This is a genomic window from Nonomuraea sp. NPDC048882 (genome assembly GCF_040649755.1).
In the GTDB taxonomy this organism is placed as follows: Bacteria; Actinomycetota; Actinomycetes; order Streptosporangiales; family Streptosporangiaceae; genus Nonomuraea; species Nonomuraea maheshkhaliensis.
The window spans coordinates 154,045-173,860 of sequence record NZ_JBEZGB010000004.1 but is presented as its reverse complement, the minus strand read 5'-3'; the positions used below and the strand labels follow the sequence as shown (position 1 = coordinate 173,860).

At 68.9% G+C, this 19,816-nt stretch carries 11 protein-coding genes; 4 read left to right on the top strand and 7 right to left on the bottom strand.

Annotated features, from left to right (window positions below):
• Positions 1–112 precede the first annotated feature (112 nt).
• The 4 genes from AB0C27_RS15210 to AB0C27_RS15195 form a co-directional block, all read right to left on the bottom strand.
• On the bottom strand, positions 113–1,168 hold the full coding sequence (locus tag AB0C27_RS15210) for a CHAT domain-containing protein (protein ID WP_357843501.1): 1,056 nt from the start codon (positions 1,166–1,168) through the stop codon (positions 113–115).
• Positions 1,169–1,394: 226 nt separating this feature from the next.
• Complete coding sequence (locus AB0C27_RS15205) at positions 1,395–4,217, bottom strand: vitamin B12-dependent ribonucleotide reductase (protein ID WP_357843498.1); 2,823 nt, start codon at positions 4,215–4,217, stop codon at positions 1,395–1,397.
• Positions 4,214–4,669: a transcriptional regulator NrdR gene (nrdR, locus tag AB0C27_RS15200; protein WP_090941385.1), complete on the bottom strand. Its 456-nt coding sequence runs from the start codon at positions 4,667–4,669 to the stop codon at positions 4,214–4,216. Before nrdR ends, AB0C27_RS15205 begins: the two co-directional genes overlap by 4 nt.
• 1,411 nt (positions 4,670–6,080) lie before the next feature.
• Positions 6,081–6,422, bottom strand: a complete 342-nt coding sequence (locus tag AB0C27_RS15195; protein WP_357843494.1) for a LysM peptidoglycan-binding domain-containing protein — start codon at positions 6,420–6,422, stop codon at positions 6,081–6,083.
• A 1,238-nt stretch (positions 6,423–7,660) separates the two neighbouring features.
• Between AB0C27_RS15195 and lexA the strand changes: the two genes are divergently transcribed.
• On the top strand, positions 7,661–8,368 hold the full coding sequence (lexA, locus tag AB0C27_RS15190; RefSeq protein ID WP_357843491.1) for a transcriptional repressor LexA: 708 nt from the start codon (positions 7,661–7,663) through the stop codon (positions 8,366–8,368).
• A 1,546-nt stretch (positions 8,369–9,914) separates the two neighbouring features.
• Here the strand turns inward: lexA and AB0C27_RS15185 are convergent.
• Positions 9,915–10,757 (bottom strand): aminoglycoside adenylyltransferase domain-containing protein, encoded by an 843-nt coding sequence (locus AB0C27_RS15185; RefSeq protein ID WP_357843488.1) that lies wholly within the window; start codon positions 10,755–10,757, stop codon positions 9,915–9,917.
• Positions 10,758–10,897: 140 nt separating this feature from the next.
• On the opposite strand from AB0C27_RS15185, the gene AB0C27_RS15180 reads away from it, so the two are divergent.
• On the top strand, positions 10,898–11,932 hold the full coding sequence (locus tag AB0C27_RS15180; RefSeq protein WP_357843486.1) for an aminotransferase class I/II-fold pyridoxal phosphate-dependent enzyme: 1,035 nt from the start codon (positions 10,898–10,900) through the stop codon (positions 11,930–11,932).
• A gap of 130 nt (positions 11,933–12,062) precedes the next feature.
• Here AB0C27_RS15180 and AB0C27_RS15175 read toward each other — a convergent pair whose 3' ends face one another.
• Positions 12,063–15,251, bottom strand: a complete 3,189-nt coding sequence (locus AB0C27_RS15175) for a PDZ domain-containing protein (protein WP_357843483.1) — start codon at positions 15,249–15,251, stop codon at positions 12,063–12,065.
• Between the two features lie 147 nt (positions 15,252–15,398).
• Here AB0C27_RS15175 and AB0C27_RS15170 point away from each other — a divergent pair, with 147 nt between their 5' ends.
• Positions 15,399–15,827: a hypothetical protein gene (locus tag AB0C27_RS15170; protein WP_357843480.1), complete on the top strand. Its 429-nt coding sequence runs from the start codon at positions 15,399–15,401 to the stop codon at positions 15,825–15,827.
• Positions 15,828–15,877: 50 nt separating this feature from the next.
• Entirely contained in the window at positions 15,878–16,846 is a 969-nt protein-coding gene (locus tag AB0C27_RS15165) for a TIGR03557 family F420-dependent LLM class oxidoreductase (protein ID WP_357843477.1), read from the top strand.
• 99 nt (positions 16,847–16,945) lie between these two features.
• Here the strand turns inward: AB0C27_RS15165 and leuS are convergent, their stop codons facing one another.
• Positions 16,946–19,393 carry a leucine--tRNA ligase gene (gene leuS, locus AB0C27_RS15160; RefSeq protein ID WP_357843474.1) on the bottom strand — a complete coding sequence of 816 codons (2,448 nt, stop codon included), beginning with the start codon at positions 19,391–19,393 and terminating at the stop codon, positions 16,946–16,948.
• Positions 19,394–19,816: the final 423 nt, after the last annotated feature.

The following is a 19,816-nucleotide window of genomic DNA, read 5'->3' as shown; positions in this document are numbered from 1 at the left end:
CAGCTTGAGCCACAGCCACCTCCGTTGCATCGATTGCAACATTGTTGAGGCTGTGAGGTAGCGGCGCAACCACATCTGGACAGCCCGCCCTGTGCAGGCGGCCATAAGCCAGTCAGACCTGCGAGTTGTCGTCCGGGGGAAGGATGAGTGGCGAGGCCAGGTCTCCTTCGTCGCGCGCTATGACTTCGACGGTCGCACCTTCACCGGCCAGATACTCCATCATCACTTGCCCCTGCTTGAGCGCCGAGGCCAGGGACTGCCCACTGGCGATGGCAGTGTAGAACTTGGCCGCGAACGCCTTGGCCGCGATGTCACTGACCGCGTCGAGCATGGCGATCACCACAGGAACGCTGGTCAGCAGCTTCTCCACGCCGGCGAAGGAGTGGCAAGCGTTGAGGACAACAACCTGCGGAGGCTTGTCAGTAGCTCCCAAGGCTGTGGCCAGAAGTCCGTAGTCGACGTCGGCTCCCTCGGGCATGTTGCCCTCTGTCCCATCGAAGACCAACCCGTCTTCGAAGCCGTGACCGGAGAAGTGGACCAGCTGCGGACGCTGTTCGTTGAGAGCGGTGATCAAATCAGGGAGGGTCGCCGCTGGCCAGTCCCGGATGTCTATGAGCTCGCGATGGAGAGCACCGCGCACTCCCTCTCGAACCTCTCGCACTTCTCGGTCCACTCGAAGACGATCTTCCCCGGTTGGACTCGCGGTGAGATAGGCCACCCGAAGGATTTCCGGCGCGGGGGCGGAACGGCGAGGCATGAGCTCCGCAGGCGAGTCATCACGGACCTGCACGAGTTGCCGTGCATGGGCGAGTTCGTTCCGTCGCCGCTTGCGGGCGGCCTGTTCTTCGAGCTTCACGGCAGCCTCTCTCGCCCGTAGCAATATGCCTTCTTTATCAGCAAGCCTCTTCTCAGCCCTGCCGAGGCTCTTTGCTAGGTCTGCAGCCTTCTTATCCGCCTTGTTCGCGCTGTCCTCATAGCGCAGCGCGTCTCTGAGATATCTCTCGGCGATCGAGGCCGAAGACGTACGCCTCGCCGACCCCGTCTTCTTCGCGGCAGCCACCCTCGCCTTGGTAGCTGCGGCCTGCTGATCTGTCAGCTTCCTGCGGAGATCTGCGATCTCGCTGGTCACTGTGGCGACCTGCTGCTGAGCGAACTTCACACTTGCCACCGGGTTCCTCCCAGGTGAGACCTGTCCGCCTTTCGATCGAAAGCGCCGTCCGACACCGCCCCCAGTAGGACTTCAACTCTCGATCGTGGTGGGTGCCCGCTTCTCAGGCCGGGCACCCACCATTTACGACCGCCGCCTACAGCGGCTGTGCAATCTGCCGCTGTAGCGGATATTTTCTTCCTCACTCGGCGCAGAGCTGTTGCGCCTAATACAACTTGGCCCGTTTTCAGCTGCAGCCGCTGGTCGAGCCGCAGCCCTCGCAGACGTAGCAGCTGCCCGCCGGTCGCATCTTCGTGCCGCACGTCATGCAGAGCGGTGCGTCCGCCGTGAAGCGCTGGTGGCTTTCCAGGGTCAGCTCCTGGACCGGCTGCTCCTCCGTCTTCGGCTGGGCGGCCTCGATCGGTGCCGACTGGGCCAGAGTTTCCCGGTCCATCGTCTCCTGCAGCGCCGCCGGGTCCTCGCCACGCTGCTGGGCGGCGCGTTCGGCCGCCGAGAAGATGCCCAGCGCCGCTCGCTCGTCGTAGGGCAGGTGGTCGAGCGCCAGGCGGCGGAAGATGTAGTCCATCACCGAGGTGGCCATCCGGATGTCCGGGTCGTCGGTCATCCCGGCCGGCTCGAAGCGCATGTTGACGAACTTGCTCATGTACGTCTCCAGCGGCACCCCGTACTGGAGCCCTATCGAGATCGCCACCGAGAAGGCGTCCATGACGCCCGCGAGCGTCGAGCCCTGCTTGGACATCTTGAGGAAGACCTCGCCGAGCCCGTCGTCGGGGTAGGACGAGGCGGTCATGTAGCCCTTGGCGCCGCCGACCGTGAAGCGGGTGGTCATGCTCGGCCGCTGGTTGGGCATGCGGCGCCGGGTCGGCCGGTTGACCTCGATGACCTTGACCTCGGGCTCCTGCGGCTGCGCCTCCTTGACCTCCTGCTTCTTGGAGCCGTCGCCGGCCGACAGCGGCTGGCCCACCTTGCAGTTGTCGCGGTAGACGGCCAGCGCCTTGAGGCCGAGCTTCCAGCCCTCCAGGTAGACCTGCTCGATGTCGTCGATGGTGGCCGACTCGGGCAGGTTGACCGTCTTGGAGATGGCCCCGGAGAGGAACGGCTGCGTGGCCGCCATCATGCGCACGTGGCCCATGGGCGCGATGGCGCGTTCGCCCATGGCGCAGTCGAACACCTCGTAGTGCTCGCGGCGCAGGCCGGGCGCGTCGACGACGTGGCTGTGCTCGCCGATGTACTCGACGATGGCCTCGATCTGCTCCTGCTGGTAGCCGAGCTGCTTGAGCGCGCGCGGGATCGTCTGGTTGACGATCTGCATGGACCCGCCGCCGACGAGCTTCTTGAACTTGACCAGCGCCAGGTCCGGCTCGATGCCGGTGGTGTCGCAGTCCATCATGAGACCGATCGTGCCGGTGGGCGCGAGCAGGCTGGCCTGGGCGTTGCGGTAGCCGTTCTTCTCGCCCAGCTTGAGGCACTCCGACCACTGCCGGGACGCCTCGTTGTGGATCTTCGCGTCCATGCCGCCGACCGTGCGCAGGTCGTCGTTGGCCGCGGCGTGCTTACGCATGACGCGCTTGTGCGGCTCGGCGTTGCGGGCATATCCGTCGTACGGGCCCACGACCGCGGCCAGCTCGGCGCTGCGCCGGTAGGACACACCGGTCATCAGGGACGTGATCGCCGCCGCCACGGCCCGGCCGCCGTCGGAGTCGTACGCGTGCCCGGTCGCCATGAGCAGCGCGCCCAGGTTCGCGTAGCCGATGCCGAGCTGCCGGTACGCCCGCGTCGTCTCGCCGATCTTCTCCGTGGGGAAGTCGGCGAACGTGATCGAGATGTCCATCGCGGTGATGATCAGCTCGGTCAGCTTGACGAAGTCGGCGATGTTGAAGGTGTTGTCGTCCTTCAGGAACTTCAGCAGGTTGATGCTGGCCAGGTTGCAGGAGGAGTTGTCCAGGTGGACGTATTCGCTGCACGGGTTGCTGGCCGTGATCCGCCCCGTCTCGGGGGTGGTGTGCCAGTCGTTGATCGTGTCGTCGTACTGGACACCCGGGTCGGCGCACTCCCAGGCGGCCTTGGCCATTTTGCGGAACAGGTCCTTGGCGTCGATCTTCTCGATGACCTCGCCGGTCAGGCGGGCCCGCAGACCGAAGTCGCCGCCCTGCTCCACCGCGCGCATGAACTCGTCGGAGACGCGCACGGAGTTGTTGGCGTTCTGGTACTGGACGCTGACGATGTCCTTGCCGCCGAGGTCCATGTCGAACCCGGCGTCCCGCAGCGCGCGGACCTTGTCCTCCTCGCGCGCCTTGGTCTCGATGAACTCCTCGATGTCGGGGTGGTCGACGTCGAGCACGACCATCTTGGCCGCCCGGCGCGTGGCGCCGCCCGACTTGATCGTCCCGGCCGAGGCGTCGGCGCCGCGCATGAACGACACCGGCCCGCTGGCCGTGCCACCGCTGCTGAGCAACTCCTTCGACGAACGGATCCGCGACAGGTTGACCCCCGACCCGGAGCCGCCCTTGAAGATCACGCCCTCTTCCTTGTACCACTCCAGGATCGACTCCATCTGGTCATCCACGGAGAGGATGAAACACGCGCTGACCTGCTGCGGCGACTGCGTGCCCACGTTGAACCAGACCGGCGAGTTGAACGCGAACACCTGGTGCGCCAGCGCGTGCTTCAACTCGTGGTCGAAGATCTCGGCATCCTCTTCAGAGGCGAAGTACCCGTTCTCGATGCCGGTTCTGGTGTAGACGCCGACGACCCGGTCGATCAGCTGCTTCAGGCTCCACTCGCGCTGCGGCGTGCCCACGGCGCCGCGGAAGTATTTGGTCGTCACGATGTTGGCCGCGTTGACCGACCAGAACGCGGGGAACTCGACGCCTCGCTGCTCAAAATTGATCGAGCCGTCGCGCCAGTTCGTCATGACGACGTCGCGGCGCTCCCACTGGATTTCGTCATACGGGTGCACACCGGGCTTGGTGAAGATCCTCTTCATCTTCAGTCCTTTGCGCGGACGCTTACCCCCGCGCGCGACTGAACCGCTGGCCGTCTCCGTCATGACTCCCCCTTCTCCGCCTTCAACTGTGAGATCTCGGCCTCGAAGTCCGCCAGGCTCTCGAAACCGCGATATACCGATGCGAACCGCAGGTAGGCCACCTCGTCGAGCTCCCGCAGCGGGCCCAGGATGGCCAGGCCCACCTCGTTGGAGGGGATCTCGGCCGCGCCCTTGGCCCTGATGGCCTCTTCCACCCGCTGCCCGAGCTGCGCCAGCGAATCCTCGCTGACCGGCCTGCCCTGGCACGCCCGCCGCACGCCCGCGACGACCTTGTCCCGCGAGAACGGTTCCGTCACTCCGCTGCGCTTGCTGACCATGAGCAGTACGGTCTCCTGCGTGGTGAACCTGCGCCCGCATTCGGGACAGGTGCGCCGGCGCCGGATGGCCGCGCCGTCGTCCGTGGAGCGGCTGTCGATGACCCTGGTGTCAGGGTGGCGACAGAACGGACAGTGCACGCTTCTCGCCTCCAAGACCTGCGGCCACCACACGCGCCCTCACCGCCATGACGGGATGCTCGCGCACACTCCACGGGTGCCCATGGAGCGGTCATAGAAACACAAGGTGTGGTGAACTACATCGGTGTAACTACTAGATGTTGTGGTCCAACCGTAGAAGCGAGCGACCATGAACGCAAGTTGAGCCGGCCCTTCCCGCCGAAGTCCCACCGAAGTCGCTGATCAGCCCACTGCCCCCATCCGCCCCGGGCGTGTCGGCCGATCGTGAGTGATCTTCTTGCAGGTGAGGCGTCACATCGGTTGCTCCGGGCCTCGTTCGTGAACAAACCTCACAACGGTACCGAACGACACCTCCACCGCTTCCGCCCCGCCCCATGAGCCTCCGTCACACACCGGTCTTCAGCACTTTCCATACGTACGCCCATTACGCCCTCTGATCCCTCGCACCGGGATCCGTTATGTATAACCCCTCTCACCTGCGCTCTCATCCCTCCACAGGGCCTGTCCGCCCAGGATTCCTCGGGCTTTTTCGGCCGCTCCCAGGCTTGTTCGCGGTCGGCGTCATACGACTGCGCCGGCCCCCTCGGGCCGCTCTCGTGCGCCGGTCGCTTCGGGCGCGACATTCGTCTGCCGGTGCTTCACGGCCCCGGCGGTTCACGACGTGCTCGGGAATGGTGGCGCCGGGCAACCCGCCCGGGCGGCCACGGCTGAGCTCTGTGCCACTCTCAGCCGCTGCCCGGACGACGAGGACTTCCAGCCCCTGCACGCGGGGTTGTCCGAGACCAGTGTGGCCTTCCGCGATCGGGCAGCCGGGCACAGGCCGCCAGGCAGAGGACGCCTGGGACGGGGCCGTCACCCGGCGCTTGCCGGCAGGACGCTCCCGTCTGACCAGGCAGGCCCAGCTCTCGGCCTCTGCGAGAACCCGTGGCGAGCGACGGCCCGACCGAATGTGGCGGCCGGGGGCGGACGGGCGGGGGTCCTCCTCGTCAGCCCGTCAGCCGCCGTAAAGCCGTCGGCCGCCGTAAGGTCGCCACTCGCCGTGAGGTCATTGCTCGCCGTGAGATCGCCGCCCATTGTGGGATCGCTGCTCGTTGTTGATTCGTTGCTCGGCGTAATGCCCTCACCAGTCGCGGGGCTGCTATTCACCGTGAAGCCGCTGTATGCCGGGAATGCCCTCGCCAGCTGTGTAGCCGTCACTCACCGTGGGCCGTTGTACGCCCACAATGCCCTTGTGCGCTGTGGAGCCGTCACTCACCGTCGGGCCGTGGTACGCCCGCAATGCCCTCGTCCGCCGTAGGGCCGTTGTTCGCCTTGGCCGTTGTTCGCCTTGGCCGTTGTTCGCCGCCAAACAGTCAGCAGCCGTGAGCCCCGAGATCGTCGCAGTGCCAGCGGTTGTTGTGATCCCCCACAGTCACCGTAAGGCGGCGGTGTCGTTCGGGACGTACAGTCGGCTGCCGGGTCGGATGAGGGAGTCGGGCAGGCCGTTCAGCCGCTTGATCTCCTCCACCAGGGCCGTGGGGGTGTCCCCCTCGGAAAGTGCCTCGGCGATCTTCCACAAAGTGTCCCCCTCGTGAACTTCCACCCACGGCAGCCCAGCGTGGCCAGTCACTACGACCTGGACGTCCGCGTGCCCCGCCGCCCGCGTACCGAGCCAGAATCCCCCGAGCGACAGCAGCGCCACCACGGTCACCAGCACGACCCGGCCCCGGCGCGTCAGCCGGACAGGGGTAGCGCCGTTCCGGGTCAACCGCACCGGGGCAGCACCGGTCTTGCTCAGCCGAACGGGACCGGTCCCGGTGCCGGTTCCGGTACTGCGCCGCCCCTGGGCACCACGTCGCCTCGCAACGCTACGCTGCCCGGCGCTGTCGCGCCGCCCTACGCCGTCGCGCTGCCCCTCGCTGTCGCGCCAGCCCTTGGTGTCGCGCCGCCTCCCCTCGGCACCGGGCTTTCTGCCAGCGATGCGCCGCACTTCAGCGCCGTTGGGCCGGCCGGAAGGGCCGTTCGGACGGGATGCGTCGCCCGCCCGGGAGGACGAGCTTTTCCGTCGCAGGAGACGACCACCTGCCCGGGAGAGCAGGCCGCCCCGTGCAGCGACACCCCGTACTGCACCCTGGGAAGTCGCACCCCGTGCAGGGACGCCCCATGCAGCGGGGGGAGCGCTCTGCCGCGAGGTCGATCCGGCTCTCCGAGGTGGTGATCCCATCCGTGAACCGGCCCACCCAGGCGGTGATCCGATCCGTGAACCGGCTCGCCCAAGTGATGCTTCGTTCCGCCGAGACGGAGATCCGCCCTCTTGAGCGGGCGAGCCCGCCCCCTGGATGAGGGAGCCGATCCGCCATCGTCCGCCGGCGGACGATGATCGTCTTGCGGCGGATGACCGCTCGTCGCTGATCGTGGATCTGCTCCCTTCGGTGGTGACCGGGCGGAGCTCCACTCCTGGTTTGCGGGCCGACGCGGCGTCATCCGCGCCGTCCGGCGTGCCGCTTCTCCGCCCCCGTCGCGATCTCGTGTTCGCGGACGGCATTGTGTCGTCGGAGTCGTCACTCCCCGTACGCGGTGGCGGGACGAGGCGCAAATGGGATCTTCCCCCACCAGTTGCGCGGGGCCCCAACCTCTTACCGGAATTCGCTCGGACACCGGCCTTCACCCGCGTATTGTCTCCCCGTCGATCCTTACTCTGCGTGGCATCGGCTATCAGTGTGAGCTGGTTGACGTCTTCGCTGGTCGTGTCCATATTTGTGGGCGTTCGCATGGATGACCTCCTGCCGTGTGGCCTGAGGAAAAGGCCAATAAAGATCAGCAAATCGAACACGGTGTCGATCGAACTCCCGTACGATGTTGTACACCACACTGGCGACTTTTTCGAGGAAGACTCGAACAATTGTTTGAAGATGATCTTCAACAGCGATACGGTCGCTGTGTGCGACATCAGGACCACGGACCGGGAGGTTCGCCGGTAAGGCGGGCCGCCAGGCGAGGAGGAGGAAGAGCATGACCGAGCGGGATGGCGCAAACGGGGTCAGCGACCTCGCGGTGCGCCGGCGAGACTCCCTGGGGCTGACCCCCAGGCAGCGCAAGATCCTCGAGGTGATCCGCGACTCGGTGCAACAGCGCGGATATCCGCCGTCCATGCGCGAGATCGGCGAGGCGGTGCAGCTGACGAGCACCTCCAGCGTGTCGCATCAGTTGACGGCGTTGCAGCGCAAGGGCTACCTGCGGCGCGACCCGCACCGGCCGCGCGCGCTTGAGGTCCGGCTGCCGGGCGAGCCCGTGCTGTGGGTCGACCCCGACGCCGGCGACGAGGAGCCGACGGTCAACCGCCCCACCGCCGCCTACGTCCCGCTCGTGGGCCGTATCGCCGCCGGTGGGCCAATCCTGGCCGAGGAGAGCGTCGAAGACGTCTTCGCGCTGCCCAAGCAGCTCGTCGGCGAGGGCACGCTGTTCCTCCTCCAGGTCGCGGGTGACTCGATGATCGAGGCCGCCATCGCCGACGGCGACTGGGTGGTCGTCCGCCAGCAGCCGGTGGCCGAGAGCGGCGACATCGTGGCGGCCATGATCGAGGGCGAGGCCACGGTCAAGACCTTCAAGCGCAAGGACGGGCACGTCTGGCTCGTCCCCCACAACCCCAACTACGAGCCGATCCCGGGCGACGAAGCCAGCGTCCTGGGCAAGGTCGTAGCGGTCCTGCGCCGGCTCTAGCGCGGAACGGGGCCGGGGCAGTCCTGTTCGTTCCGTTCGTTCCGGGTCACACCGTCTGGGATTCGGAGTCGCAGGCCGGAAGGCGTGTGTTCTGATCGTCTCGGGTCAGAGGCCCTGGGATTCAGCGGCGCAGGCTGAAGGGCATGTGTCCCGTTCGTCCCGGGTCAGACGTCCTGGAAGTCGGAACTGCAAGCTGAAGGGCATGCGTCCATTCGTTCCAGGTCAGAGGTTCTGGAAATCGGAGCCGCAGGAGCTGAAAGGCGTGCGTCCCGTTCGTTCCAGGTCAGAGCTCCTGGGGTGCAGAGCCGCAAGGCCTGGGTCCTGTTCTTTCCGTGTCGCACCGCCTGCGGCGCAGAGTCGCAGGCCGCAAGACGTGCGTCCCGTCGCCGCCATCGCGCCGGCGGTCGCACCGCATGATTGATCGATGAGGTACGCCGCATCCGCGCCTCCAGGGGGCGTTTGGTGCTGCTGCCTGGTCACCGGTTGACGGGTCCGTCGCCGCTCCTACGCCGACAGCCACGGCGTGGGGGCGGCAGGCCATACGTCTCGGGCATCTCCGACATACGACCGCAACTCGCTCCCGGCTTCCTCCTCCCGGTGAGCGACAGGGTCGCCTCGGGATGCCCGGCGACGGCACGCAACGAAGACGGCCTGGCTCATGGCTCGTGGCTCATGATCCCCGTCTCCTGCACCCGTGATGGGGCACCCGTCTCGTTGCTTAGGGTGTTCGTTCCACTCGGGGTGTTTGTCTCAGATGACGCGTCCTCAGGGACGAGGGCCGGGCCGTGGATGGTGCCGGTCGGCCCAGGGCAACACGATGCGGGCGTAGGCAGTGATGGCGGCGACGATGGTGATGGCGAAGCAGTCGTAGCCGTCGGAGTGGCGGAAGCCGTGCGGGTTGGGTGCTGCCGTTGCCGCCGATCTTCACGCCGCTCGGAGTGTCTTGTCGATCGTCGCCCTGGACAGGGTGCCGGTCATGGTCGCGCGGCCGGCCTGGATATCGCGCGCCGGAGAGGTTGGGGACGGTGGCGATTCTGCTCGTCAGCTCGCTTCCGGCGTGCGCGGGTACCAGCGGAGCCGGCTGCGGTATAGCTGTTCGGGGTCGCTCATGGGGCACCTCCGGTGGAGCGCGTGCGCTGCCGGGCGGCAGCGCGGACCGATGGTCGGCACGTGGGAAAGATCGAGAAGCCTGCTCCTCGGCGAAGCGGCGTAGGTGTGTGAGGGCGCAGGTGCGTTGGGGCGTGAAGGCGTGAGGGCGCAGACGCGTTGGGGCATGAGTGCGTGAGGGGGTAGGGGCGCCTCCGTGTCGGCATCAGCCTCGAACGGCTCAGGCTGATGATCGTCCGGAGACTGCCTCTCCGCAGGGCAGGTGCGGCTGACGGTCCGCAGGGCAGGTCAGCTGTGGGTGTGGCAGTTGTTCGTCCGCAGAGCGGGTCAGCTGTGCGTGTGGCAGTTGTTCGTCCACAGCGCAGATCAGCTGTGGGTACGGCGGCTGTCTGGCCGCCGGGCAGGTCGGCCGCGCGTGCGGCGGCTCGCCCGCGAGGCGTCAGCGGTTGTGGTAGAGCTTGTGGGCTGCGGCGATGGTGTGGTCGGCGAAGTCCAGAACGTCTCTTCTGCGTTCGAACGGGGAGCCGTACAGCGAGCGTCTCGGCGTGCCGAAGTGGTCGCCGAGGCCCGAGAGGACTCCCGCCACCGTCGGCGTGGCCGTGTCCTCCTCGCGGAGTCGCAACGCCTCGTTCACCACCCGGTGCCAGCGCTCCGGGAAGACCTCCAGGGCGTGGCGCCCAGCCTCTGTCTTGGAGGTGATCTCGCCGGTCGCCAGCGTGTAGTGCAGCCGGGCCACGCCCGTCACCAGCCAGACGGCGCCGTACCCGCCCAGGCAGGTGAGGCCCCACGGGGAGAGGGGGCGGGCGGCGCGGGTGAGCAGGCGGCGCCAGTAGAGGTCGAGGTTGCGGTCGGTCCAGGCGGCCAGGGCGCTGGGATCGTTCCAGATCTTCAGCTCCTCCGGCTCGGGCCCCCGGCAGGTCAGGCCGTGGCGGGCGAGGGTGTGCCAGGTGACGGGGTTGAGGGTGCCCCGGCGGTCGAGCCGTCCCGCGCGGGCCTGGGGGCGCTCGCCCAGGCCGGAGGGGTCGTGGCCGAGGTCGTCCCAGGTGAGGTAGACGCCTTCGAGCGGATGGGCGCCGAGCTTGGTGTGGATGCGTTCCAGCACCTCGGCCGGCGGCGGGTCGGCCGTCACCGCCACGAAGTCGACGTCGCTGGTACCGGGCCGGTAGTCGCCCAGTGCCGCCGAGCCCTCCAGATAGAGGCCCTCCACCAGACCGGGAGCCTCCGCGTCGGCCAAGATGAGATACGTCTCAACTATCGCGGCGATCTTCGGGTGGGGCGTCATGGCCGCCCAGCCTGCCACAATCCGCCGCACCGCCTCATCACAATCACGAATCCTAGAATGAGCGAGTGAAGGACGTATATCCCCCCATAGACCTAAAATCCACGCATGATGGGCTTAAGTGGTCGGCAGTCGAGCCCGGGGTGATCCCCGCCTGGGTCGCCGACATGGACCTGCCCACCGCCCCCGCCGTCACCGAGGCCCTGCTGCGCCGGGCGGCCGGCGATCTCGGCTATCCGACCTGGCTGCTGGACCAGAACGCCGGCCCGCTGGCCGAGGCGTTCGCCGAGCGCATGGCCGCCCGCTACGACTGGCGTCCCGACCCCGCCCACGTGCGCCCGTTCAGCGACCTCAACCAGGCCGTCCAGGCGCTCCTCCAGGTCTGGACCAAGCCGGGCGACGGGGTGGCCGTGCACGCCCCGCTCTACCATCCGTTCCTGGACACGTTGCAGATCATGGAACGCCCGCTCCACCCGATCCGGATGGAGCCGGACGGCGCCACGTGGCGCTTCGAGGTGCCCGACCTGTCGGACTGCCGGGTGCTGCTGCTGGTGAACCCGCACAACCCCACAGGCCGTGTGTTCACCCACGCGGAGCTGACCGCGCTGGCCGAGAGCGCCGAACGCCACGACCTGCTCGTCATCGCGGACGAGATCCACGCCGACCTGGTCTACGAGCCGCACCGGCACATCCCGTTCGCCACGATCCTGCCCGAGCGCACGGTCACGCTCACCTCCGCCACCAAGGCGTTCAACCTGGGCGGCATCCGCTGCTCGGTGGCCCACCTCGGGCATCCCGGCCTGCGCGCGGCCATGGACGCGCAGCCCCCGTTCGTGTACGGCTCCCCGAGCGTCTTCGGCGTCGAGGCGACGGTGGCGGCCTGGCGGCACGGGGACGACTGGCTGGCCGAGACCGTGGCCCTGCTCGACCGGCACCGGCACACCCTCGCCCGGCGCCTGCCCACCGGGTTCGGCTACCGCGTCCCGGAGGCGACGTACCTGGCCTGGCTGGAGGTGGGGCGGCCGGGCATGGCGGAGGTGATCGAGCGGGAGGCCAGGGTACGGCTGAACGATGGCGCGGCGTTCGGCCCCGGTGGTGAGCACTGTGTACGGCTCAACTTCGCCACCACCGAAGCCATCCTGGACGAGATCATCGACCGGTTGATCCGCGTCGTCTGACCCGCGTCGTCTGACCCGCGTCGTCTGACCCGCGTCGTCTGACCCGCACCGCCGGGTCCGCACCGCCGGGTCCGAGGCCCGCCCGGGCCGGTTCATACCGGACCCGAGCAGGCCTGTGGCAAGGCCGCGGTCAGCTCAGCGGGGGAAGGTCCGGCGGGGTGGCCGCCGGGTGTTCGTCGAGGGCCGCGAGCGCGAGCTCGATCGCCTTGTCGAGCTGCGGATCCCGCTCCGCCACCCGGTCCTGCGGCGTCATCACCACCTCGACGTCAGGGTCGACGCCGTGGTTCTCCACGCCCCAGCCGGGCCCTTCGAGCCAGAACGAGTACCGGGGCTGGGTGACCACGGTCCCGTCCACCAGCGAGTAGCGGCTGTCGATGCCGATCACGCCGCCCCACGTCCGTACGCCGACCAGCGGCCCGATCCCCCGGTTCTTGATGCCCGCGCTGACGATGTCGCCGTCGGACCCGGCGAACTCGTCGGCGATCGTCACCACCGGCCCGCGCGGCGAGTCCTCGGGGTAGCGCATCGGCTTGTAGCCGCGCGGCAGCGCCCAGCCGGTGACCCTGCGGGACAGCTTCTCCAGCACCAGCTCGGACAGGTGCCCGCCGCCGTTCTCGCGCACGTCCACGACGAGTCCTTCGCAAGCCATCTCGGTACGCAGGTCGCGGTGGAACTGCGCCCACCCACTGGCCACCATGTCAGGAACGTGCAGGTATCCGAGCCGACCGCCCGACGCCTGCCTGACGTGGGCCCGCCGGCTCTCCACCCACTCGTGGTAGCGCAGCTGCGACTCGTCGGCGATCGGGGTGACCACGACGCGGCGCACGTCACCGCCTGAGCCGGGCCGTACGGTCAGCTCGATGGGATGGTCCGCGGTGCCGGCCAGCAGCGCCAGCGGCCCGCGTACCGGATCGACCGGGCGTCCGCCGACCGCGAGGATCGCGTCGCCTGGACGGACCGCGACGCCGGGCGCGAGCAGCGGCGAGCGGGCGGCGTGGTCGGACGACTCGCCCGGCAGGATGCGGGCGACGCGCCACACGCCGTCGTCGTCCCTGGTCAGGTCGGCGCCGAGGAGCCCCTGGCGGCGTCTCGGGTCGGAGCCGCCGCCGGTCGCGTACGCGTAGGCGTGGGAGGTGCCCAGTTCGCCCTGCGCCTCCCAGAGCAGGTCGATCAGCTCGGCGCGGGAGCCGATGCGCTCGACCATCGGCTCGTAGCGGTCGAGCACGGCCTGCCAGTCGACGCCGTTCATGTCCGCGCGCCAGTAGTGGTCACGCATGAGCCGGCCCGCCTCGCGGTAGGCCTGCCGCCACTCGGCCACCGGCTCGATCTGGACGGCGATGCGGTCGAGGTCGATGGTGACGACGTCGTCGCCCTCGCTCGCGGCCCTGGTCTGCAGGCCGTTCTTGCCGTGGGTGACGAGCCTGGAGCCGTCGCCGCTGACCTCGAACGAGCGCACCTCCTTGGCCAGCTCGGACTTGGAGCGCTTCTTGAGGTCGTAGCGTTCGAGGACGACGTCCGGGCTCTGGTCGCTGCCGTCGCCGAGGCGCCCGGCGATCGGGTGACGCAGCCAGAGCAGCGCGTCCTTGGCCGCGCGCAGGTTGCCGTAACGTCCGGCCTGCACCGGTACGGGGACCACACGGCCGAAGATCCCGTCGGGATCGACCTCGGTGCGCGGCGGCTCGTCGTCCTTCTTCTCCCCCTTCGCGGGCTTGTCGTCCTCGCCGTTGAAACCGCGCCCCTGCAGCGAGGGGTCGAACGGTGACGGCGTGGCGGCCTGCAGCGGCACGATGTACGGCTTGGTCCCGTACGCGAACGCCAGGTCGAAGGCGTGCGCGTCGTAGACGGGGTCGAACGTGCGCACCGACAGGAAGGCCAGGTGCTTGCCGTCCTTGGTGAACACGGGGTCGTAGTCGACGAAGCGCGGCGGGGTCACCTCGATCACGGAGGTGCCGTCCACCCGTCCCATCTTGATCTGCGTCAGGCGTACGTCGTGCGGATGCGCCCAGGCCAGCCAGCCGGAGTCGGGCGAGAACGTCAGGCCGCTCACGTCGCCCTGCTCGGTCCTGTCCAGCTCCCTGACGTTCTCGCTGTCGAGGTCGACGACGAGCAGCCGGCCGTCGTGCGTGGCCACGGCCACGTGTTTGCCGTCGGGGGCGGCGGCCAGCTCCAGCACCCGCCCGAGCTGACCCGCGGCCAGCGTCCTGACCTCGCCGCCCGGGGTGCCGATCTCCAGGCCGTCCTCGCCGGTGGCGTCGGACACCCACACGGCCTTGCCGTCGGCGTCGAGGACCTGCGGCAGCCGTACGCGGACGCCCGGCTCGGCCCGCAGCGCGCCCGCGGGCCCGTCGCGGTGGGTCACCCAGTGGGCGGTGCCGCGAATCTCGACGGCGCTGGCGCGCCCGGTCGTGTCCGGCGCGTACGCCCCGACCCGCAGTGGCGCCGGCCGCCTGGCGCGCCCCGGCCGCGGCCCGCCGAGCGTCACGTCCAGCCGGTACGGCTCCGCGTCCAGGCTCTCCATCAGCCACAGGTCACCGGCGTGGCTGTAGACGACCCGCTCGCCGTCACTGGTGGCGTGCCTGGCGTAGAACTCCTCGTGGGAGCTGTACCGGCGCACGTCCGACCCGTCGGGCAGGCAGGAGTAGACGTTGCCGACGCCGTCCACGTCGGACAGGTAGACGATCCGGTCGCCCGACCAGCTCACCGACCAGTACTGCGCCGCGCTGTCGGCGAACAGGCGGGCGAACTCGCCGTTCCCCTCGGCGTCCACCCAGATCTTGGCGGCCGTGCCGCCCCGGTACCGCTTCCACTGCGACGGCTCACGCCAGATCGACGACACGGTGACGACCCGCGCGCCACCCCCGGCCCCAGCCCCGGTCGCAGCCTCGCCGATGGGCCCGTTGACGCTCACGTCGCTCACCCAGCCGTACGGCAGCCGCGTGGCCGGCCCGCCGTCGAGCGGCACCGCGTACGCCCACCGCCGGGTGTCGGAGCTCTGCCCGGTCGCGCTGACGGCGAGCACCCGCCCGTCCGCCGTCCAGCCGCGGACCGAGGTCGAGCCGCCGCCCCAGTGCGTCAGCCGCTCGCCCTCCCCGCCGTCGATCTCGGCCGCGAACACCTCGGCGGCGCCCTCCCTGGTACCGGTCCACGCGATGCGCGCGCCATCGGGCGAGAACCTCGGGTACGACACGGAGACGCGGTCGGCGGTGAAGCGCCAGGCTCTTCCTCCGGTCAGCGGGGCGAGCCAGACGTCGTCGTCGGCGACGAAAGTGACCAGGTCACCGTGCAGGTGCGGGTATCTCAGGTATGCGCCATTTGTCACAGCTGCACACTAGTCCGCGCGGTCAAGCCCGGCCTATGGATTCTTCCGCCAGCGGACGTGCCCTGTCCCAGGAAACCGCATATCAGAGAGGCGGAGGTATGGAGGGGTAAGGGATTGAATGTCGGGTTTTCGGAGAGATGAGGACACATGAAGATCTTCGCTCGCGCCCACCAGGTGCCACCACGCCTGGCCGCCGCGGCCATCATCCTGCACTCCGGCCTCGGCAAGACCCACGTGGACGAGCAGGACGCCGCGGCCACGCACGGCATGGCCGCGGCCGCCTACCCCTTCCTCGGCCGCATGGACCCTGCGGCGTTCGTCAGGCTGCTGTCAAGGTCCGAGATCGCCCTCGGCGTGGCCCTGGCGGCGCCGTTCGTGCCGTCGCTGCTGGCCGGAGCCGCTGTGACCGGCTTCGCGGCGGGACTGCTCGGCCTGTATCTGCGCACGCCGGGGATGCGGGAGGAGGGCAGCCTGCGCCCGTCCGCGCAGGGACTGGCCGTCGCCAAGGACGTCTGGCTGCTGGGCATCGGCCTCGGCCTGGTGATCGAGGAGCTGCGCGAACGCGGCCATCATTGATCTCCGCTTCCTCGACGCTAGACCAGACAAAGTCGGGGTAGCCGGGACGCATGGTACAGATCGGCTACACCTTGATGTCCGAGCAGACCCCGGCCCGTGAGCTGGTCGACTACGCCGCCGCGGCCGAGCGCACCGGCTTCGACTACGCGGTCATCTCCGACCACTATTTTCCCTGGCTGGAGGAGATGGGGCACTCGCCCTACTGCTGGTCGGTGCTGGGTGCCGCGGCGCAGGTGACCGAGCGGCTGCCGCTCATGACGTACGTGACCTGCCCCATCATGCGTTACCACCCGGCCGTGGTGGCGCAGAAGGCGGCCACGATGGGGGTGCTCAGCAAGGGCAGGTTCACCCTGGGGCTGGGCGCGGGCGAGAACCTCAACGAGCACGTCATCGGCGAGGGCTGGCCGCCCGTGGACACGCGGCACCGGATGTTCGCCGAGGCGGTGCAGATCATCAGGGAGCTGTTCAGCGGCGCGTACATCACCCGCCAGGGCGAGTTCTACGACGTGGACTCGGCCAAGCTGTACGACCTGCCGGAGCGGCCCGTCCCCATCGGCATCGCCGCCTCCGGCGGGCAGTCGGCCGAGCTGGCCGCCGAGTTCGGCGACGTGCTGGTCGTCAACGAGCCGATGCCGTCGGTGGTGCGGCAGTTCAAGGCGGCGGGGGGTGAGGGCAAGCCGATCTACGGGCAGCTGCCGATCGCGTACGACACCGACCGCGAGGCCGCCGTGCGGCGTGCGCACGAGCTGTGGCGCTGGTCGAGTGTCGGCGGCTGGAAGGTCATGGCGGAGCTGCCGGGACCGGTGAACTTCGCCGCGGCCGCCGGCACCGTCCGCCCCGAGGACGTGGCGGAGAGCGTGCCGTGCGGCGACGACGTGGCGGCCGTGGTGGAGGGCGTCAGGAAGTTCGCCGACGCGGGTTACACGCACGTGGCGCTCGTGCAGATCGGGCACGACCAGCAGCAGCCGTTCTTCGACTGGGCGGAGAGGAAGCTACTGCCGGCCCTGCGCGAGCTGTGACCCGCCCCGGGGGCCGACCCAGTGATCGGCGCTGTGTCCGATCCTATGTCAGATCCTATGTCCGATTTTGGGGCCGGCCGCAGGGGGGACGAAGGGTGACTAGGGGACGATGTTGACCAGCTTGGGCGCGCGGACGATCACCTTGCGCGGCATGCCGGTCAGGTAGGGCGAGACCTTGTCGGAGGCCAGCGCCAGCGCGCGCAGCTCGTCCTCGCCGATGCCGGGCGGCACCTCCAGGCGGTCGCGCACCTTGCCCGCCACCTGCACCACGCAGGTGACCGACTCCTGCACCAGCAGCGCGGGATCGGCCACCGGCCAGCCGCCGAAGGCGACGGGCCCGGTGCGGCCCAGCCGCTCCCAGCCCTCCTCGGCGGTGTAGGGGGCCACCAGCGACAGCAGGATCGCCAGCGTCTCGGCGGCCTCGCGCACCGCCGGGTCGGCCGCGCCGGGACCGGAGTCGATGGCCTTGCGCGCGGCGGAGGTCAGCTCCATCATGCGGGCCACCGCCACGTTGAAGCGGTAGGAGTCGATCAGCTTGGTGACCTCGTCGATGGTGTGGTGGGTCACCTTGCGCAGCTCGGTGTCACCGCTCTCGAACGCCACCCCTGGCTCGCTGGCGACCTCGGACATCACCCGCAGCGCGCGGGCCAGGAACTTCTGCGAGGCGCCCGGCGACAGGTCGGCCCAGTCGATGTCGTCTTCCGGCGGCCCGGCGAAGATCATGGTCAGCCGGACGGCGTCCACGCCGAACTCGTCGATCTGCTGGCCCAGGTCCACGCCGTTGCCCAGGGACTTCGACATGGCCTTGCCGCCGTTGATCACCTGGCCCTGGTTGAGCATGCGCACGAACGGCTCGGTGAAGTCCACCATGCCCATGTCGTGCAGGACCTTGGTGAAGAAGCGGGAGTAGAGCAGGTGTAGCACCGCGTGCTCGATGCCGCCGACGTACTGGTCGATCGGGCCCCACTTGCGCACCTGCTCGGGGTCGAACGGGCCCTCGGTGTAGCCGGGCGAGCAGTAACGCAGGAAGTACCAGGACGAGTCGACGAAGGTGTCCATCGTGTCGGTGTCGCGCCGGGCCGGGCCTGAGCACTTGGGGCACGCGACGTTGACCCAGTCGGTGGCGCTGGCCAGCGGGGAGACACCCTTCGGCGCCAGCGCCTCGCCACGCATGTCGGGCAGCGTGACGGGCAGCTGCTCGTCGGGTACGGGCACCTCGCCGCAGTCGGGGCAGTGGATGATCGGGATCGGCGTGCCCCAGAAGCGCTGGCGGGACAGCAGCCAGTCGCGCAGCCGGAAGTTCACCGCGCCGGTGCCCCTGCCGTCGACCTCCAGGATCTCGATGATCTTGGCGATGGCCTCGGTCTTGGTCAGGCCGTCGAGCGGCCCGGAGTTGACCAGGGTGCCCTCGCCCGGCGTGGCCTCGCCGGTCTCGCCGGGGTCGGCCAGGCCGGTGTGCACGACGACCCGCACCGGCAGGTCGAACTTGCGGGCGAAGTCGAGGTCGCGCTGGTCGTGCGCGGGCACGGCCATGATGGCGCCGTGGCCGTAGTCGGACAGCACGTAGTCGGCCGCCCAGACCGGGATGCGCTCGCCGTTGACCGGGTTGATCGCGTGGCGGCCCAGGAAGACGCCGGTCTTCTCCTTGTCGGTGGCCAGCCGCTCGATGTCGCTCAGCTTGGCGACCTCGGCGCGGTAGGCCTCGAACGCCGGGCGCTGCTCGTCGGTGACGATCTCGTCGGCCAGCGCGGCGTCGGCGGCGACGACGAAGAACGTGGCGCCGTAGAGCGTGTCGGGGCGCGTGGTGTAGACGTGGACCGGCTCGTCGCGGCCCTCGATCTCGAACAGCACGTCGGCGCCCTCGGAGCGGCCGATCCAGTTGCGCTGCATGGTCAGCAGCCGCTCGGGCCAGGCGTCCAGCTGGCTCATGTCGTCCAGCAGCCGCTGCGCGTAGTCAGTGATCTTGAAGTACCACTGCGTCAGCTCGCGGCGGACGACGTCGGCGCCGCAGCGCTCGCACTTGCCCGCCACGACCTGCTCGTTGGCCAGCACCGTCTGGTCGTTGGGGCACCAGTTGACCAGGCCGCCCTTGCGGTAGGCCAGGCCGCGCTCGAAGAAGCGGTTGAACAGCCACTGGTTCCAGCGGTAGTAGTCGGGGTCGCTGGTGTGCAGGCGGCGCGACCAGTCGAAGGCGATGCCGTAGCGCCGGAAGGAGTTGGCCTGCGTCTCGATGTTGGCGTAGGTCCACTCGGCCGGGTGCGCGTTGCGCTTGATGGCGGCGTTCTCCGCCGGGAGACCGAAGGAGTCCCAGCCGATGGGATGCAGGACGTTGTAGCCCTTCTGCATCCAGTAGCGCGCGACGACGTCGCCGATGGCGAACACCTCGCCATGGCCCATGTGCAGGTCGCCGGACGGGTAAGGGAACATGTCGAGCATGTAGCGGCGCTCGCGGGGGTCCGCGGCGTCCTCGCTCGCCCGGTAGGGTTCCTGCTCCTCCCATCGCTGCTGCCACTTGGCCTGCAGCGCCTGCGGGTCGTACTCACTCACGGCTTGTGTCCTTCTGGCTTGACTCGGACCCAATAAGAAAACCCCCCGTGCACACAACGAGGGGCGGAGCCGCGACGGCGGACTCTTCAGGGCCGTCGCGGCCCGCTAAGAAGCAGGGTCGCGGAACGCACGTGTCAAGCCTAGCGCACCTCTTCGGCTGAATGCAGACACTCGATCGAGGTCCGGGGGCACAATGGATCCTTCAGGCCCGGCGAGACCTGATGGTGATGTATCCGTTGTGACCTCATTCGTCCCAGAAGAATAGCCTTGTTGAAGTGGTGTACCCAGCTGAGCCCCATAGACCGGACGGCGACCTGCCGATGCAGGACCCGCCGACCGATCCTCATGGCTTCGCTCGTTTCGCTGCGGAACCGCCTACATCTCCTGGAAAATCCCATGAGATCATGCGTGAGACGTCAAATC